12 protein-coding genes and 1 other RNA gene are annotated in these 16,802 nt (G+C 71.7%); 10 read left to right on the top strand and 3 right to left on the bottom strand.

The window, feature by feature from the left end; translation table 11 throughout:
* Nucleotide 1: 1 nt before the first annotated feature.
* The 4 genes from QCD68_RS00975 to QCD68_RS00960 all read left to right on the top strand — a co-directional run bounded on the left by QCD68_RS00975 (nucleotide 2) and on the right by QCD68_RS00960 (nucleotide 3,833).
* Entirely contained in the window at nucleotides 2–961 is a 960-nt protein-coding gene (locus QCD68_RS00975; protein ID WP_301221688.1) for a helix-turn-helix domain-containing protein, read from the top strand.
* A gap of 132 nt (nucleotides 962–1,093) precedes the next feature.
* The gene (locus QCD68_RS00970) at nucleotides 1,094–2,224 is read left to right on the top strand and encodes a hypothetical protein (protein ID WP_301221687.1); all 1,131 of its coding nucleotides are present in this window, start codon (nucleotides 1,094–1,096) and stop codon (nucleotides 2,222–2,224) included.
* 38 nt (nucleotides 2,225–2,262) lie between these two features.
* Nucleotides 2,263–3,096, top strand: a complete 834-nt coding sequence (locus QCD68_RS00965) for a Nif3-like dinuclear metal center hexameric protein (protein ID WP_301221686.1) — start codon at nucleotides 2,263–2,265, stop codon at nucleotides 3,094–3,096.
* Nucleotides 3,097–3,098: 2 nt separating this feature from the next.
* Nucleotides 3,099–3,833, top strand: a complete 735-nt coding sequence (locus QCD68_RS00960) for a zinc ribbon domain-containing protein (RefSeq protein ID WP_111073263.1) — start codon at nucleotides 3,099–3,101, stop codon at nucleotides 3,831–3,833.
* 497 nt (nucleotides 3,834–4,330) lie between these two features.
* On the opposite strand, the gene rnpB is transcribed toward QCD68_RS00960, so the two are convergent.
* From rnpB to map, 3 genes are all read right to left on the bottom strand, one after another.
* Nucleotides 4,331–4,691: RNase P RNA component class A (rnpB, locus tag QCD68_RS00955), an RNA gene on the bottom strand.
* 220 nt (nucleotides 4,692–4,911) lie between these two features.
* Nucleotides 4,912–5,664 carry a polyphosphate--glucose phosphotransferase gene (gene ppgK / locus QCD68_RS00950; RefSeq protein ID WP_111073264.1) on the bottom strand — a complete coding sequence of 251 codons (753 nt, stop codon included), beginning with the start codon at nucleotides 5,662–5,664 and terminating at the stop codon, nucleotides 4,912–4,914.
* 68 nt (nucleotides 5,665–5,732) lie between these two features.
* Nucleotides 5,733–6,596 carry a type I methionyl aminopeptidase gene (map, locus tag QCD68_RS00945; RefSeq protein WP_221850708.1) on the bottom strand — a complete coding sequence of 288 codons (864 nt, stop codon included), beginning with the start codon at nucleotides 6,594–6,596 and terminating at the stop codon, nucleotides 5,733–5,735.
* Between the two features lie 132 nt (nucleotides 6,597–6,728).
* Here map and QCD68_RS00940 point away from each other — a divergent pair, with 132 nt between their 5' ends.
* From QCD68_RS00940 to QCD68_RS00915, 6 genes are all read left to right on the top strand, one after another.
* Complete coding sequence (locus QCD68_RS00940; RefSeq protein ID WP_111073266.1) at nucleotides 6,729–6,914, top strand: SPOR domain-containing protein; 186 nt, start codon at nucleotides 6,729–6,731, stop codon at nucleotides 6,912–6,914.
* 57 nt (nucleotides 6,915–6,971) lie between these two features.
* Nucleotides 6,972–8,309: a type I glutamate--ammonia ligase gene (gene glnA / locus QCD68_RS00935; RefSeq protein ID WP_111073267.1), complete on the top strand. Its 1,338-nt coding sequence runs from the start codon at nucleotides 6,972–6,974 to the stop codon at nucleotides 8,307–8,309.
* A 36-nt stretch (nucleotides 8,310–8,345) separates the two neighbouring features.
* Entirely contained in the window at nucleotides 8,346–11,321 is a 2,976-nt protein-coding gene (locus QCD68_RS00930) for a bifunctional [glutamine synthetase] adenylyltransferase/[glutamine synthetase]-adenylyl-L-tyrosine phosphorylase (RefSeq protein ID WP_301221685.1), read from the top strand.
* Between the two features lie 525 nt (nucleotides 11,322–11,846).
* A complete protein-coding gene (locus QCD68_RS00925) occupies nucleotides 11,847–13,430 on the top strand; it encodes a glycosyltransferase family 2 protein (protein ID WP_301221684.1) in 1,584 nt (527 codons plus the stop codon).
* The gene (locus QCD68_RS00920) at nucleotides 13,423–14,994 is read left to right on the top strand and encodes a glycoside hydrolase family 26 protein (protein WP_301221683.1); all 1,572 of its coding nucleotides are present in this window, start codon (nucleotides 13,423–13,425) and stop codon (nucleotides 14,992–14,994) included. The genes QCD68_RS00925 and QCD68_RS00920 overlap by 8 nt, the downstream gene beginning before the upstream one ends.
* On the top strand, nucleotides 14,991–16,409 hold the full coding sequence (locus tag QCD68_RS00915) for a UDP-glucose dehydrogenase family protein (protein WP_301221682.1): 1,419 nt from the start codon (nucleotides 14,991–14,993) through the stop codon (nucleotides 16,407–16,409). Before QCD68_RS00920 ends, QCD68_RS00915 begins: the two co-directional genes overlap by 4 nt.
* The last annotated feature ends 393 nt before the right edge of the window (nucleotides 16,410–16,802 follow it).

Genomic DNA, 16,802 nt, shown 5'->3' with positions numbered 1-16,802 from the left:
GATGACCGCCACCATGGACCCCCGGACCGTCTTCGAGACATCCGGAGCCGATCTCGACGCCGCTCGGTCGATGTTCGAGCAGACCTACGAGGCGTCCGGGTTCCTGTCCGAGCGGACCGAGCGGGCCTTCGGGTACCGCTTCCGGACCGTCGGCGACCAGGCGATGTCCCTGCGGTCGACGCGGTTCGATGCCCGCATGGTGGGCGATGTCGACTCCGGCGACCAGATCAGCGTCGCCTGGGTGACGGACGGCGGTGGCGTGCTCGACGTCGGTCGTGACGAGGTCGCCCTGACGCCCGGCCGGCCGGTGGTGTTCCCCGTCGGACGTCCGTACCGCTTCGACCTGGCCGACGTCCGGCAGAGCGTCGTGCAGTTCGACCGCACCTTCCTCGAACGGGTCGCCGCCGAGGCGTACGGCACCGAGCCCGGCACCCTGGTGTTCGACCACACGGTGGTCCCCGGTGCCGAGGCCGTGCGCGCCTGGAACCACCAGGTGCAGGAGGCCTCCCGCGTCGTGCTCGGCAACACCCCGATGTCCGTGCTGGCCTTCGCCGACACCGCTCGTCGGACGGCCCTGGCGCTCCTCAGCACATTCCCGCACCGCCTCGCCGCCCGCCAGGTCCCGCTGCCCGCGGGCGCCACCGGCCGTGTGCGCTCGGCGATCGAGTACATGCACGCCGCCGCGCACACCCCGATCACCACGACCGACGTCGCCGAGCACGTCGGCCTGAGCATCCGCGGCCTGCAGCAGGCGTTCCAGCGGCAGGTCGGCATCGCGCCGAACGCCATGCTGCGGGGCATCCGGCTGGACCGGGTCCGCGACGAGCTCCGCGAGGGCACGCCGGCCGACACCACGGTGGCGAGCGTCGCCGTGCAGTGGGGCTTCGCGCACCTCGGTCGGTTCTCGGCGGCGTACGCACGACGGTTCGACGAGTACCCCCGCGACACCCTGCACAGCTGACGAGCACGGCGGGACCGACCGCGGGCGCCTGAGCCGCGACACGCCGCTCGACTCCGGGCGACATGCCACCTGATCCCGCGACACTCCGCGGATGTCCGCGCTGATGGAGCGTGCGATATTCATACTCCTCACATGGAGACGCAGTCCGGAGCACGCACGCCCCTCGTGGACCCCTTCGGTCGCGAACTCGAGGAGTGGTTGCGCGACGCCCCGGCCACGCGGTCGCCGTACCTCGCAGACCTCGTCGTCCCGCCGGTCACCGGTCCGGTTCGACGCCCCGTGCTGCCGCCGGTGGACGTCGAGGAGCCGGTCGCGGACGCACCGGCCGTCGAGCAGCCGGTCGCGGACGAGCCGGCCGTCGAGCAGCCGGTCGCGGACGAGCCGGTCGTCGAACTCGCCGAGACCGCACCCGAGTCGGCCCGCGTCGTCTCCGGCGACGACCGCGCCTTCCGCCGCGACCGCGCGCGCCACGTCGCCGTCTGCGCCCCCTCCTTCCCCGAGCCGCCCGAGCGCCTGGCCCTCCGGTTCGACGACCTCGCCGTCGCACTCGATGCCTCGAGCGGCCGCACGACCATCGAGCGCATCGACCTGCTCGAGGACGAGGTCCGCGTCCGTGACGAGGACCTCGCCCGCCTGGCCGCCTGGGAGGCCGTGGTCGCCGACAGCACCGACGCCGAGGTCGAGGGCGCGCGGGCGTTCGCTCGCGAGGTCTTCGCCGACCTCCTGGCCGACGCCGCACTCGAGGCCGACCGCCGCGAGCGTGCCGCGCTCCGCCGCGCCGCCACCGCACCGGTCCGCGTCGGTGCCGTGCGTCCGCTCCTGCCGGCCCCGCACCGCGCGGTCGCCGAGCCGGTGTCGGTCGATGTCCCGGCCGACGACGCCGACCTGGTCGCACCGCCCGTCGGACCGCAGGCCGCCGTCCGACCGGTGTCGAGCCTCCAGACCGTGTCGCCCTCGTCGCCGCCGGTCCCCGCGTCCGGTCGCCCGACCCCGCTGGTGCAGCCCGTGACCGGCCCGACGGTCATCGACCGCGAGGCCTTCGCCGCCGTGCTCCGCGCCCACACGGGCGAGCAGCCCGTCGTCTCCGTCGAGGTCCCGGTGGCCGCACCGGTCGGCGCGCCGCAGTCCGCCGACGACACCGACGCGACGGACGTCGTGGAGGCATCCGACCGGGAGGCCCGTGCCGACACCGCGTCGACCGCACCGACCGGCTGGTGGTCGCGTCTCGTCGCCCGCCTGCTGCACCTCGTCGGCCGTCGCTGACACCCGGGCCGACCCCGCCGTCTCGGTACACTGACGGGATGCCGACGCTCCGAGAACTGCAGTCCGCCGTCGAGTCCCTGTGGCCGGCGGCCGGCGCGGAGTCCTGGGACTCCGTCGGCCTCGTCTCCGGCGACCCGGACGCCCTGGTCGAGCACGTCCACCTGGCCGTCGACGCCGTGCCGGACACCGCCCGCGAAGCCGTGGCAGCCGGGGCGGACCTGCTCCTGACGCACCACCCGCTGCTGCTCCGGGGTGTGACCACGATCGACGAGTCCACCTACAAGGGCTCCGTCCTCGCCACCCTCGTCCGTGGCGGATGTGCACTCCTCGCCGCGCACACCAACGCCGACGTCGTGACCACCGGCACCTCCGCCGTCCTCGCCGACCGGATCGGACTGCAGGACCAGCGTCCCCTCGAACCCGCGTCCGACGGCGTGAGCGGGATCGGCCGGGTCGGTGTGCTCGCCGAACCGGTGCCCCTCGGCGTGCTCGCCCGACGGATCGTCGACGTCCTGCCCGCCACCGCGACCGGGGTCCGCGTGTCGGGGGAGTACGACCGACCCGTCCGCACTGTCGCCCTGTGCGCCGGCGCGGGCGACGCGTACCTCGGCAACGCCGAGGTCCGGGCCGCCGACGTCTACGTCACGAGCGACCTCCGGCACCACCCCGCCTCGGAGTTCCGTGAGCAGGCGATGGTGGCCGACGGCCCCGCGCTGATCGACACCTCGCACTGGGCGACCGAGTGGCTGTGGCTCGACGTCGCCGCCGAGCAGCTCCGCGCCGCCACCGGGGTCCGCGTCACCGTGAGCGACCTCCGAACCGACCCGTGGGACTTCGCCGTCCTGCCATCCGCACCCAACGAAGGAGCCTGACCATGAAGGCAGCACCCGAGGACCAGGCCATCCTGCTCGACGTCCAGCGACTCGACAACGACATCACCCGGCTGGCCCACCGGATCAGCTCCCTGCAGAAGGGCGAGCACCTCACCGAACTCGGCACCCGTGCCGCCGGCCTCCGCAGCCAGCTCGCAGCCGCCACCGGGGACGTCGAGGACGCCGAGCGCGACCTCGCCCGCCTCGAGTCGGACACCGCCACCGCCCAGGCACGCATCGAACGCGACACCACGCTGCTGCAGAACGTCGGCAACGCCAAGGACGCCGCAGGGCTGCAGAACGAGCTCGACTCGCTGAACCGCCGGACGAACGACCTCGAGACGCAGGAGCTCGAGGTGATGGAGACGCTCGACCGTCTCCGCGCCCGGGTCGGCGACATCGAGAAGCAGCTCGCCGACATCGACGCCGAGCGCGGCCGGCTGATGGGCGTCCGCGACGACGGCATCGCCCGGTTCGAGAAGGACCGCGTCGCCGCCGAGCAGTCCCGCGCCGACGTCGCCGCGAAGGTGCCGGCCGACCTCCTCGCCCTGTACGAGCGCCAGCGTGCCCGGTACGGCTTCGGGGCGTCGCTGCTGCAGGGCGGCGTGTCGACGGCGTCCGGCGTGGCGCTGAACAACTCCGACCTGGCCACGATCCGGGCCGCGGCGCCGGACGACGTCCTGCTCTGCCCGGACAGCGACGCGATCCTGGTGCGGACGGCCGAGTCGGGCCTGTAGGCGGCCGCGGCGGCGGCCGGGCCGCCCCCGCCCCCGACACCCCCCCCCCCCCCCCCCCCCCCCCCCCACCCGCGGCGCGCGCGGGGGGGGGGGGGGGGGGCGGGGGGCGGGGGGGCGCCGCCCCCCCCCGCTTCCGCAGAACGCCGCCGCTCCCGCGAGACGCCGCGGAATCCGGCGGCGTCTCGTGCGTTGCGCGGTGTCTCGCGGCGGCGGGCGCCGGCCGGTGTCCTGGGACGTGCCGGGCGGGAGGCGTGGTGCGGGCTGGCCGCGTGCCTCCCGGTCGCCGAGACGCGCCCGTCTGCATGCGCCGTCGGCGGGTCGAGACGCCGCTGCCGACGCGAAACGCCGCTGCGTGCGTGAGACGCCGCCGAATCCGGGGGTGTTCCGTACGCTTCGCGGTGTCTCGCGCGTTCCGCGGTGTCTCGCGGTTTCGGCGGCGTGAGCACGGCAGCCCGGCACCTCGCGGTACCGGGCTGTGGTGGTCGTACGGACTGGGGCGAACGGGCCGGCCGTACGCCGGGTTCTGTCCCGCGGCTTGCACCGCGGTGACGGCCATCTCTCTCGGACCGACGTTGCCGTCGGCCTCCAGCGGTCTACCCGAGGACTCGGCGAGCAGCCTCAGCGTCCTCTGTCTGACCTTGCTCCGGGCGAGGTTTACCGAGCAGATCCGGTCACCCGGATCCCTGGTGGTCTCTTACACCACCGTTTCACCCTTACCGACGTCACCGCCGGCGGTCTGTTCTCTGTGGCACTGTCTCGCGGATTGCTCCGGGTGGGTGTTACCCACCGCCCTGCTCTGTGGAGCCCGGACGTTCCTCGGCACTCCCGGGGGAGTGACGCGACCGTCTCACCGACCCGTTCGCTCCGAAGAGTGTACCGGCCCGCCCGCGCCGCCGGGCTCCGACCTCGGGGTTCGTCCCGTCGGCCGGTCCCGACACCCCGCTCACCATCCGCCGAGCGGTCACGAAGCGTCGGTCCCGCACGCGGAGAACGACGTTTCGTGACCGCTCGGCGCGGAGCACACGGGGTGTCGTGACCGGTCGGTGCGCAGCAGACGGGCGCCGGACGAACCGGCAGGTCAGCGGGAGCTGCGTGCCGCCAGGGTCGCCGCGCCGATGATGCCCGCGTTGTTCCGGAGTGTCGCGGGGATGATCTCCGCCTGCAGGTCGAGCAGCGGCAGGAACTCCTCGTACTGCTTCGACACGCCACCGCCGACGACGAAGAGCTCCGGGGACAGCAGCGCCTCGAGCCGGGAGTAGTACTTCTGCAGCCGCTTCGCCCAGTGCTTCCAGGTCAGGTCGTCCCGCTCCTTGGCCGCGAAGGACGCCTTCGTCTCGTAGTCGACGCCCTCGATCTCCAGGTGGCCGAGCTCCGCATTCACGATGAGCACACCGTCGTTGATGAGCGCCGTGCCGATCCCGGTGCCGAGCGTCGTCATGATGACGAGTCCGTCGCGGCCCTTCGCGGCACCGAACTGCTGCTCGGCGAACCCGGCGGCGTCGGCGTCGTTGACGAAGTGGATGGAGCGACCGAGCTCCTTCTCGAAGAGCGCCTCGGCCTCGAAGCCGATCCACTTCTTCGACACGTTCGCGGCCGACATGGTCTTGCCGTCGCGCACGATCGCCGGGAAGCAGACACCGACCGCGACGTCCGACGCGGGGGAGAGGTCGTCCAGGATCGACTTGGCGACCTCGACGATGTCGTGCGGCTTGCCGCCCTCGGGCGTCGCCTTCTTGATCCGGTCGGTGGTGAGTTCGCCGGTCGCCGTGTCGACGATCGCGCCCTTGATGCCTGTTCCGCCGATGTCGACGCCGACTGCGAGTGAGGTCATGGGGAGCGGTGCCTTCCGTAGGTGGCTCGTGTCCGGCACGGTCCCGGGATCGGGTGCGCCGCGGGTGGTCAGGAGACGGTGAGGAGTTCGGTGCCGCGTTCGGTCACCAGGAGCGTGTGCTCGAACTGCGCGGTCCAGGAGCGGTCGCGCGTGGTGACGGTCCAGTCGTCGGCCCAGATGTCGGCGTCGATCCCGCCCAGGGTCAGCATCGGCTCGATCGTGAAGACCATGCCCGGCTCGATCACGGTGTCGTAGCGGACGTCGTCGACGTGCGGGATGACGAGCCCGGAGTGGAACGCCCGGCCGACCCCGTGCCCGGTGTAGTCGCGGACGACCCCGTACCCGAAGCGCTTGGCGTAGGACTCGATGGCGCGGCCGATGACGTTGACCTGCCGACCCGGTGCGACGGCGCGGATGCCACGGTGCATCGCCTCTTCCGTACGGGTGACGAGGTCCTGGACCTCGGGCGCCGCCTGCCCGACCACGAAGGTCCGGTTGGTGTCGCCGTGCATGCCGTCCTTGTACGCGGTGATGTCGATGTTCACGATGTCGCCGTCCTGCAGCACGGTGTCGTCGGGGATGCCGTGGCAGATCACCTCGTTCAACGAGGAGCAGAGCGACTTCGGGTACCCGCGGTAGCCGAGCGTGGAGGGGTAGGCACCGTGGCCGACGATGAACTCGTGGCCGATCCGGTCGAGTTCGTCGGTCGTGACGCCGGGGCGGATCGCCGCGCCGACGGCGTCGATGGCCTGCGAGGCGATGCGGCCCGCGGTGCGGATGCGCTCGACCTCGTCCGGGGTGTACGTGTCGCCGAGGCCGTGCTCGTGCGGTTCGACCTTGCCGACGTACTCGGGGCGCTCGATGTCCCGTGGGACCGGCCGCTGCGGGGAGATGCGGCCAGCGGTCAGGTGTCCGTGTTCGTCCCGGGGCATGCGCTCCACTCTAGCGGCGTGTCGGAGCCGACCGCCGCCTCCCGGCTGTGGAGCCGGGCACGGACGACCGGGGCCTGCCGGACGACCGCGGCTTCCCGGACGACCCGGGCCGGCCCGGGTACGGTCGGCCCCATGACCGACGAGCGCATCGAATCCCAGTGGTGGTACAACGACAAGACCGGCGAGGTCGAGCAGGGCCTCAAGTCGACCAACCGTCACCACATCGGCCCCTTCGCCACCCGTGACGAGGCCGCGCACGCCCTGGACCGCATCCAGTCGAACAACGAGCGCGCCGACGCCGCGGACACGGAAGGTTGACCACTAGCCTGTGACAACGGTCGTGGACCGGACCAGCTGAACTCGGAAAGGTCGTGCATGGACAAGCAGACGGACTTCGTGCTCCGCACCATCGAGGAGCGCGGGATCAAGTTCATCCGACTCTGGTTCACCGACGTGATCGGCACCCTCAAGTCGGTCGCCATCGCGCCGGCTGAGGTGGAGGGCGCGTTCGCCGAGGGCATCGGCTTCGACGGCTCCGCGATCGAGGGCCTGACCCGCTCGTACGAGGCCGACGTGCTGGCGCACCCGGACCCCTCGACGTTCCAGATCCTGCCGTGGCGCGGGGAGATCGACCCGACCGCGCGGATGTTCTGCGACATCACGACGCCGGACGGGCAGCCCGCCGTGGCCGACCCCCGCAACGTCCTGAAGCGGACCCTGGCCCGGGCGAGCGACCGCGGGTTCACGTTCTACACGCACCCCGAGATCGAGTTCTACCTGCTCAAGGACCGCGACTGGAAGGACGGCGGCCCGAAGCCCGTCGACCAGGCCGGCTACTTCGACAACGTCCCCGGCGGCAGCGCGCACGACTTCCGTCGCCGCTCCGTCCGGATGCTCGAGGACCTCGGCATCTCGGTGGAGTTCAGCCACCACGAGGCCGGCCCGGGGCAGAACGAGATCGACCTCCGCTACGCCGACGCGCTGACCATGGCGGACAACATCATGACGTTCCGCACGGTCGTGAAGGAGGTGGCGATCGAGCAGGGCGTCTACGCGACCTTCATGCCGAAGCCGCTCTCCGGGCAGCCCGGCTCCGGCATGCACACGCACGTCTCGCTCTTCGAGGGCGACCAGAACGCGTTCTACGAGCCCGGCGGCGAGTACCAGCTCTCGCCCACCGCGAAGCAGTTCATCGCCGGTGTCCTCAAGCACGCGCCGGAGATCACCGCGGTGACGAACCAGTTCGTCAACTCGTACAAGCGTCTCTGGGGTGGCGACGAGGCCCCGTCCTTCGTCACCTGGGGCCACAACAACCGGTCCGCGCTGGTGCGCGTGCCGCTGTACAAGCCAAACAAGGGCCAGTCCGCCCGCATCGAGTACCGCGGCATCGACTCGGCCGCGAACCCGTACCTGGCGTACTCGCTCCTGCTCGCCGCCGGCCTCAAGGGCATCGAGGAGGGCTACGAGCTCCCCGCCGAGGCCGAGGACAACGTCTGGAGCCTGTCCGACTCCGAGCGCAAGGCACTCGGCTACAGCCAGCTGCCGGCGAGCCTCGACCACGCCCTGTCGCTGATGGAGGACTCGGAGCTCGTCGCCGAGACCCTGGGTGAGCAGGTCTTCAACTTCGTGCTCCTCAACAAGCGCCAGGAGTGGAAGCGGTACCGCGACCAGGTCACCCCCTTCGAGCTGGACACCAACCTCGGCATGCTCTGACCCCTCCGGTCAGGACACACCACGGGAGCGCACGCGATGACCAGCAGGACGGCGACCTCGCGGTCGCAGTTGGCGCGGCTCGGGTTCGCCGACCTGTCCGGCACGCTCGAACGGATCGCCGCCCTGGAGGCCCGTCCCGCGTCCGACCTGCGGGTCCCGATCGCGGACGCCGAGTCGGTCTGGGCCGCCACGGCGGACCCGGACGGCGCGCTGCTGGCGCTCGAGCGCCTCATCGAGTCCGCACCGGAGCAGCTGCGACCGGTCCTGGCCGACGCCGGGGCGACCGAGCGCCTGGTCCGGTTGCTCGGTGCCTCGATCGGGCTGGCCGAGTTCCTGCAGCGCCGGCCGGACGAACTCGCCCTGCTGCTCGAACCCGTGGCCCCGCCGTGGTCGCAGGAGCGGTACACGGCGTCGCTCGACGAGGCCGTCGACGGTAGCTCGGGGGAGACCGCCCGCCGTCGACTGCGCGTCCGCTACCGCCGACACCTGGCACAGATCGCCCTGTTCGACGTCCTGCACCCGTCGCCGACCGAGGCGTTCCCGGACGTCGCTGCGGGCCTCGCCGACCTGGCCGGTGCCGCGCTCGACGCCGCCGTGACGGTCGCGCGTCGCGAGGTCCCGTTCCCCGCCGCGGACGTGGCCGCCACGCCGCTGGCCGTGATCGCGATGGGCAAGGCCGGAGCGCGGGAACTCAACTACGTCAGCGACGTCGACGTCATCTTCGTGACGGAACCCACCGAGCCGGCCGACGGGGACGACGCACCCGCGATCAGCACCGACCGCGCCGTGCTCATCGCGACGCGCCTGGCGATCGCCGCGACCCACGTCATCACGGACCTCGCCGCCGAACCCGCACTGTGGGAGGTCGACGCGAACCTCCGGCCCGAAGGCAAGGACGGGGCACTCGTCCGGACGCTCGAGTCGCACGTGGCGTACTACGAGCGCTGGGCGAAGGGGTGGGAGTTCCAGGCGCTGCTCAAGGCACGGGCGATCGCCGGCTCGACGGACCTCGGCGAACGCTACGTCGCCGCGGTGGCCCCGTTCGTGTGGGAGTCGTCGAAACGCCCGGGGTTCGTGGAGTCGGTGCAGCGGATGCGGGAGCGGGTCACGGCGCACATCCCGGACGCCCAGGTCGACCGGCAGCTGAAGCTCGGCCCCGGTGGCTTGCGCGACGTGGAGTTCACGGTGCAGCTGCTGCAGCTCGTGCACGGGCGGGACGACGAGTCCGTGCGGGTGCGCTCCACCCTCGAGGCGATGGACGCGCTGGCGACCGCCGGGTACGTCGGACGACCAGAGGCCGCACGGTTCGGGCCGGACTACGCCCTGCTCCGGGTGCTCGAGCACCACATCCAGCTCCGGCGGCTGCAGCGCACGCACCTGATGCCCTCCGACGAGGACGAACTCCGGGTCCTCGCACGCTCGACCCGGCTGGCGTCCTCGGCGTCGGCACTGCAGGACCGCTGGCGGTCGGTGAAGCTCGAGGTCCGGGGCCTCCACGAGCGGCTGTTCTACCGGCCGATGCTCGCCGCGGTGGCCTCGACCGAGGGCGAGATCGTCCTGACGAGCAGCCAGGTCCGTGACCGGCTCACCGCGATCGGGTTCCTCGACCCGGACGGCGCCGTCACCCACATCCGCGCCCTGACGCAGGGGACGACCCGGCGGGCGGCGATCCAGCGGAACCTCCTGCCGGTGCTCCTGCGGTGGATGGCGGAGGGACCGGCACCGGACCGGGCACTGCTGGCCTTCCGGCGGCTCAGCGACGTCCTGGGGGAGTCGAGCTGGTTCCTCCGGATGCTCCGCGACTCGTCCGGCGCCGCGCACAGCCTGACGACCGTGCTGTCCGAGTCCGCGTTCCTCTCGGGTCTGCTCGAGCGTTTCCCGGAGGCCGTGGCGTGGTTGGACGAACCGGACACCCTGCTCAAGCCCCGCCCGCTGCCGGCGTTGCTCGCCGAGACCGGGGCGACGACGGCCCGGCACGGGGACGCCGTGGACACCGCGGCCTCGCTGCTGCGCGGGGTCCGGCGGCGGGAGACGCTCCGACTCGGTATGGCCGCGGTGCTCGGGCACCTGGACGTCGACGGCCTCGGCCCGGCACTCAGTGACGTCACCGAGGCCACGCTGAGCGGCGCCCTCGACCTGGCCCGTCGGGACGCTCCGGACGGCCTGGAGTTCGGCGTGATCGCGATGGGACGCTACGGCGGACGCGAACTCGGCTTCGGGTCGGACGCCGACGTCCTGTTCGTCTACCGGTCGTCGACGGTGCCGAACGACGTGGCCTCGCGGGCGTCACAGGTCGTGGTGCGCGAGCTGAACCGGCTGACCGAGGACGCACTGCACCCCTTCGACCTGGACATCGACCTGCGGCCCGAGGGGAAGAACGGCCCCGTGGTGCGCTCGTTCGACTCGTACGCGGCCTACTACGCCCGCTGGTCGCTGACGTGGGAGGCCCAGGCGCTCCTCCGTGCCCGCGGTGCCGTAGGGGACGAGCAGCTCCTCCGCGACTTCGAGCACCTGGCGGACCGGACCCGGTACCCGGTGGCGATCGAGGACCGCGAGGTCCGTGAGGTCCGGCGCATCAAGGCCCGCGTCGAGTCCGAAAGGCTGCCCCGCGGCGCCGATCCCGCTCGTCACCTCAAGCTCGGCCGGGGGTCGTTGAGCGACGTCGAGTGGTTCGTCCAGCTCCTGCAGCTCCAGCACGGGCGCGAGCAGCCCGCGCTCCGGACCACCTCGACGCTCGAGGCCCTCCAGGCAGCCACGGAGGCCGGCTGGGTCGCCCCGGAGGACGCCGAACGGCTGGCGGCCGCGTGGCGGTTCGCCTCCCGGACCCGCAGCGCGCTGGTGCTGTGGTCGGGCAAGACGACGGACGTGCTGCCCGTCGAGCGGACGCAGCTCGAGGGCATCGCGCGGCTGCTCGAGTACCCGCCGGGGTCGGCGTCGCAGCTCGAAGAGGACTACCTCGCCGTCACGCGTCGTGCCCGTCAGGTCTTCGAGCGCGAGTTCTACGGCGCCTGAGCGTCGGGTCGAGCGAGTTCCCCGGGGTAGCGACACGCCCGGACCGCTGCGAACCAGGCCAAGGTGACGAGTTGTCAAAGACAATTTCTGCCGGTCGTGATCCGTACCCCGTCGCCTCGGACCCCGTACCCCGGTCGGTACCGGGTCGGAACCGCTGCCAGCCCGCGACCAGGTTTTCGGAACACGGGCGCTCCGAGCTCGTCCGTGTTCGGAACGGTGTGACGCAACCAGCCCGTGACCGGGGGTTCCTGCCGGACCGATGACGCGCCTCCCGGTCGTGTCCGGCACCCGATCGGCGGCCGATCACGATGGGACCGGTCCACCCAACTGCTGTCAGCACCAGTGGGGACACGGGTCTGTCCGACGTGCAGCGGACCACTCTGTCCCCCAATCGACACCGCGCTCACCCCCGCCCGAGGGACACGTTGCAGGGGTCGTCTGCGGTCTGTCTGAATGAGGACACCCGAACCGACCCCGATTTCCCGATGGCGTGGAATCTCCCCCCGAACGTTGAAGCAGGGATCGATGTTCACCTTCATCCTCCAGATCCGGCAGATGGTCGACGGCCACCCCGAGTTCTACCTGTTCACCGTGTACTCACTGGTGATCTGGTTGCTCTGGCTGCTCAAAGTCGTCCTCTCCGCCCGGTACCGCCCCTTCACCGGCACGTACACCGGCACGACGAGCGTCGTCGTCCCCGTGGTGGACGAGCCGCTCGACCTGTTCCGTGACGTGATCGGCCGCATGGTCGAACAGCGTCCCGGCGAGATCATCGTCGTCATCAACGGCGCCCGGAACGAGGCGCTCGAAGCCGTCTGCGACGAGTTCGCCCCTCTCGTCCGCTGGACCCACACGCCGATCCCCGGCAAGCGCAACGCCGTCAAGGTCGGCACCGAGATGTCGAACGGTGACATCACCGTGCTCGTCGACTCGGACACGGTGTGGACGCCCGGCACGCTCGTGGAACTGCTCAAGCCGTTCGCCGACGAGTCCGTCGGCGGCGTCACGACCCGCCAGCGCATCCTCGAGCCGACGCGCTCCTGGATCACCCGCTGGGCCGACTGGCTCGAGAACTCCCGCGCGCTGTACTCGATGCCCGCGCAGAGTGTCCTCGGGCAGATCGGCTGCCTGCCCGGCCGCACGATCGCGTTCCGCCGGAACATCCTGGTGCGCGTCATGGACCGGTTCATGCACGAGGAGTTCATGGGGGTCTTCCTCGAGGTGTCCGACGACCGGACGCTCACGAACCTGACGCTCAAGGAGGGCTACCGGACCGTCTACCAGTACACCTCGCTCGTGTACACGGACGCTCCGCTGCAGGTGAAGAAGCTGTTCAAGCAGCAGCTCCGCTGGGCCCGCGGCTCGCAGTACAACACGCTGCGGATGCTGCCCTGGATGCTCGGCCACGCGCCGATCCTGGCCGTGTTCTTCCTGACCGACATCATCCTGCCGTTCATGCTCTTCGGCGTGATCGCGGGCTGGATCTACCGGGCGCTCACCGGGCAGGGGCAGAACCTCTACCAGGGGATCCTGCACCAGTACGGCTTCTCCACCGGCTTCGTCTACGTGGCCGGACTCATGGTGGTCTCGAGCGTGCTGAGCATGGCGATCCGCCAGATGCGACACCTGGCCGAGAAGCCCTCGGACTTCTTCCGCCTGCCGATGTTCATCATCGTCTCGACGTTCTTCCTCATGCCGATCCGTCTGATCGGGTTCTTCCGCCTGGCCCACGCCAGCGGTTGGGGGACCCGAGCCGGGGCCTACGCCGGCGGACCGATGGAGGAGGACCCGGCGCAGCCGCAGCTCGACGGCAGCACCGTGCCGATGAGCCCGGTGGACCGCGGGCTCACGGCCGGTTCCGACCGACCGGCCGACCGACCGGCCGACCAGGCCGACGTCGACCGCGCGTTCGACGAGCTGTTCGGACCGGACGCGACCACGGCCTCCACCTCGACCGTGCTCGCCACCCGACGCGACGTCGCCACCGCGACCGACCGTGCGCCGCAGCGTGCGGCCAAGCCCGCCCGTCGCCGACTCAACCCCTACGCATCGATCCCGTACGTCATCGGGATCGCGGTCTTCGCTCTGGAGGCGTTCCTCATTGTCTGATCTCGACCGCACCACCGGCACCTGGTGGGCACCGTCCACCAAGCACGCCAAGCGCACCGCGCTCGGCATGGCGGCGATCGTCGCCGTCCTCGCCCTCATCACCTGGTCCGTCTGGATCTCGCCCTCCGGCCCGGTCTCCACCGCGGTCAGCCGAGCGCTCGGCGTCCCGACCAAGCAGGAGCCGTCGACCGACGTCAAGGCGATGCAGGCCAAGCTCGCCGCCGCGCAGCAGCAGATCTGGAAGCTCGAGGGGAAGCTGCAGAGCACCTCCGCTCAGTCCGGCTCCCGCAGTGACCAGGTCACCCAGCTCAAGGCGCAGATCGCGGACCTGCGGTCGCAGCTCGGGCACGCCCGTTCTGCGGCCTCCGGCCACGGGGCGGGCCACGGTTCGGGAGGCTCGTCCTCCTCCGGCACGACCATCATGGCGGGCAAGGGGGCCGGCTCCGGCGGCGCCACGTCCGGTGGATCTGCGTCCGGTGGGTCGCACTCCGGCGGCGCAGGCGGTCACGGCGGCGGCCCGACCGTCGTCCCCGGCACCGGCGGCCCCTCGACCGACCCGGACCCGGCCACCCCGGTGGTCGTCCCGACGAAGGCCGAGGTCCTCGCCCAGCAAGCACGCTGGTACGGCCTCTACACGGCGCAGTCGCCCTTCAACTGGGCCGAGTACGACGACGTCTCGCAGCAGGTCGGCAAGGCGACCAACATGGTGGGCTTCTTCCAGGGCTTCGACCAGGACTTCAACACCAAGGCGGTCCAGCGGTCGTGGAGCAACGGCCGCGTGCCGATGATGACCTGGGAGACCCGGCCCGCGTCGACCGGCAACGACCAGAAGTACGTCGCCGGGTACACGAACGCCGACATCACCGGCGGCGCCTTCGACTCCTACCTGACGAAGTACGCCGACGCGCTCAAGGCGAACGGGCAGCCCGTCGTCATCCGTCTCGACCACGAGATGAACGGCAGTTGGTACAACTGGTCGGACGGCACCGCGCAGCAGAACGCCCCGGGCTCGTTCGTCGCCATGTGGAAGCACGTGCACGACGTGTTCCAGCGCGAGGGCGCGAACGACTACGTCATCTGGAACTGGTCCCCGACCCGCATCGACGCCCTGGGCAACCCGGCCTACCAGACCCTCGACTACATGCAGGCGTACTACCCGGGTGCCGACTACGTCGACTGGGTCGGCATGAGCGGCTACTACCGCAAGGCCGAGGAAGCGCCGACCTTCGCCACCACCTTCGGCCGCACGCTCGAGCAGATCCGGCAGATCGCGCCGGACAAGCGGATCCTGCTCAGCGAGATCGGTGCGACCGAGACGGGTTCCGCGGTGTCGAACGGGCAGAAGTCGCAGTGGATCGACTCGCTCTTCGACGCCCTCGCCGACCCCGCCAACGCGGACGTCATCGGCTTCGCGTACTTCAGCGAGACCGCGACGACCATCGTCGACGGCGTCCGCACCACCAACGACTGGCGGCTGAACTCCCGTGCCGACAGCCTGGCGACGTTCGTCGCCGGCATCGCCCGCACCGACACCGACTACGACCTGCAGGAGGTCAAGAAGTGACCGCATCGAAGAAGTCCGCCGACACCCGCCCCGCACCCGTGATCAGCGTCATCGGCACCGGGTACCTCGGCGCCACGCACGCCGCCGCCATGGCCGAGATGGGCTTCGAGACCATCGGCGTGGACGTCGACCCGGCCAAGCTCGCCGCGCTCTCCGCCGGCCAGGTGCCGTTCTACGAGCCCGGACTGCCCGAGCTCATCACGAAGCACGTCGCCAGCGGCCTGCTCCGCTTCACCGCCGACATCGCGTCGGCCGTGGCCGCGGCGGACGTCCACTTCGTCTGCGTCGGCACCCCGCAGAAGGCCGGGTCGCACGCCGCGAACCTCGCCTACGTCGAGAGCGCCACGCGCGGTGTGGCGGAGAACCTCACCCACCCGGGCCTCATCGTCGGCAAGTCGACCGTGCCCGTCGGCACCGCCGCCCGACTGCGCGGCATCGTCAGCGAGTTCACGCCCGCCGGCATCGACGCCGAGCTCGTCTGGAACCCCGAGTTCCTCCGCGAGGGCAAGGCCGTCGAGGACACGCTGCACCCGGACCGCCTGGTCTGGGGCGGTGCCTCCGAGGCCGCCGACGCCGTGATCCGCGAGGTCTACGCCGCCCCGATCAGCGAGGGCACGCCGGTCATCACGACCGACCTCGCCACCGCCGAGCTCGTCAAGGTCAGCGCGAACGCGTTCCTCGCCACGAAGATCTCGTTCATCAACGCGATCTCCGAGATGTGCGCGATCGCCGGGGCCGACGTCACGACGCTCGCCGACGCCCTGGGCCACGACGCCCGCATCGGTCGGAAGTTCCTCAACGCCGGCCTCGGGTTCGGCGGTGGCTGCCTGCCGAAGGACATCCGAGCCCTCATGCACCGCGCCAACGAGATCGGCGCGGGCCGGGTCGTCGGGCTCATGCAGCAGGTGGACGAGATCAACATGGGCCAGCGCCAGCGGGTCATCGACATGGCGATCGAGTCCGCCGGGGGATCGGTGCTGAACCGGCGCATCGCCGTCGTCGGGGCCGCGTTCAAGCCCCTCACCGACGACGTCCGCGACTCCCCGGCGCTCAACGTCGCCGCCGCGCTGCACCTCCGAGGAGCGCAGGTGACGCTGTGGGACCCGGAGGCGATGGAGACCGCGCGCCGCTCGTTCCCGACCCTCACCTACGCCGGGTCGATAACGGAGGCGATCGAGGGCGCCGACCTCGTCCTCGTGCTCACCGAGTGGGACGAGGTCGTCGAGGCCGATCCGGTCGCCCTCGCGGCCGTCGTCGGCCAGCGTGTCGTGATCGACGCGCGCAACTGCCTCCCGACCGGACGCTGGGTCGGGGCGGGGTGGACCGTCCGTTCCCTGGGCCGGCCCACCCCGGTCGCGGGTGCTCCCGTGAGCGTCGCCGCGGGCACGATCGACGCGCTGGCCACCAGCCGCTGACCGTCCCGAGGTGGAGCGGGGCCCGTGCCGGGGGCGGCGCGGGCCCCGTTCTCGTGCGCGCCGGCGTCGTGTGCGGGCCGCCGGCCGCGCGCGTGGCCGAGGCTCGGCCTGGCGGACACTCTGCGCCGTCCGCGTGCCGCGATCTGTCCGCCCAGCCGAGGCTCGGCGCTGCGGTGGAGGTGACGGCCTGGAGGCCCGGTGCCGGTCCGACGGGCTGGCACCGGGCCTCCAGGCCGTCGCCGGTCCGCCGTAGCCGGACCGCGCCCGTCCGGCGAGCGCGGGCGCGCGGGTACGCGGAAGGGCCCCCCCCCCCCCCGGGGGGGGGGGGGGGGGTTTTTAAAAATGGGCCGGGGCGGCCGCCCGAATGTGTTGTGTGATGGGGGGGGGGGGGGT

The organism is Curtobacterium sp. PsM8 (assembly GCF_030433875.1).
In the GTDB taxonomy this organism is placed as follows: Bacteria; Actinomycetota; Actinomycetes; order Actinomycetales; family Microbacteriaceae; genus Curtobacterium.
The sequence above is the reverse complement of the archived record's forward strand: the minus strand, read 5'-3'. Positions and strand labels throughout refer to the sequence as shown.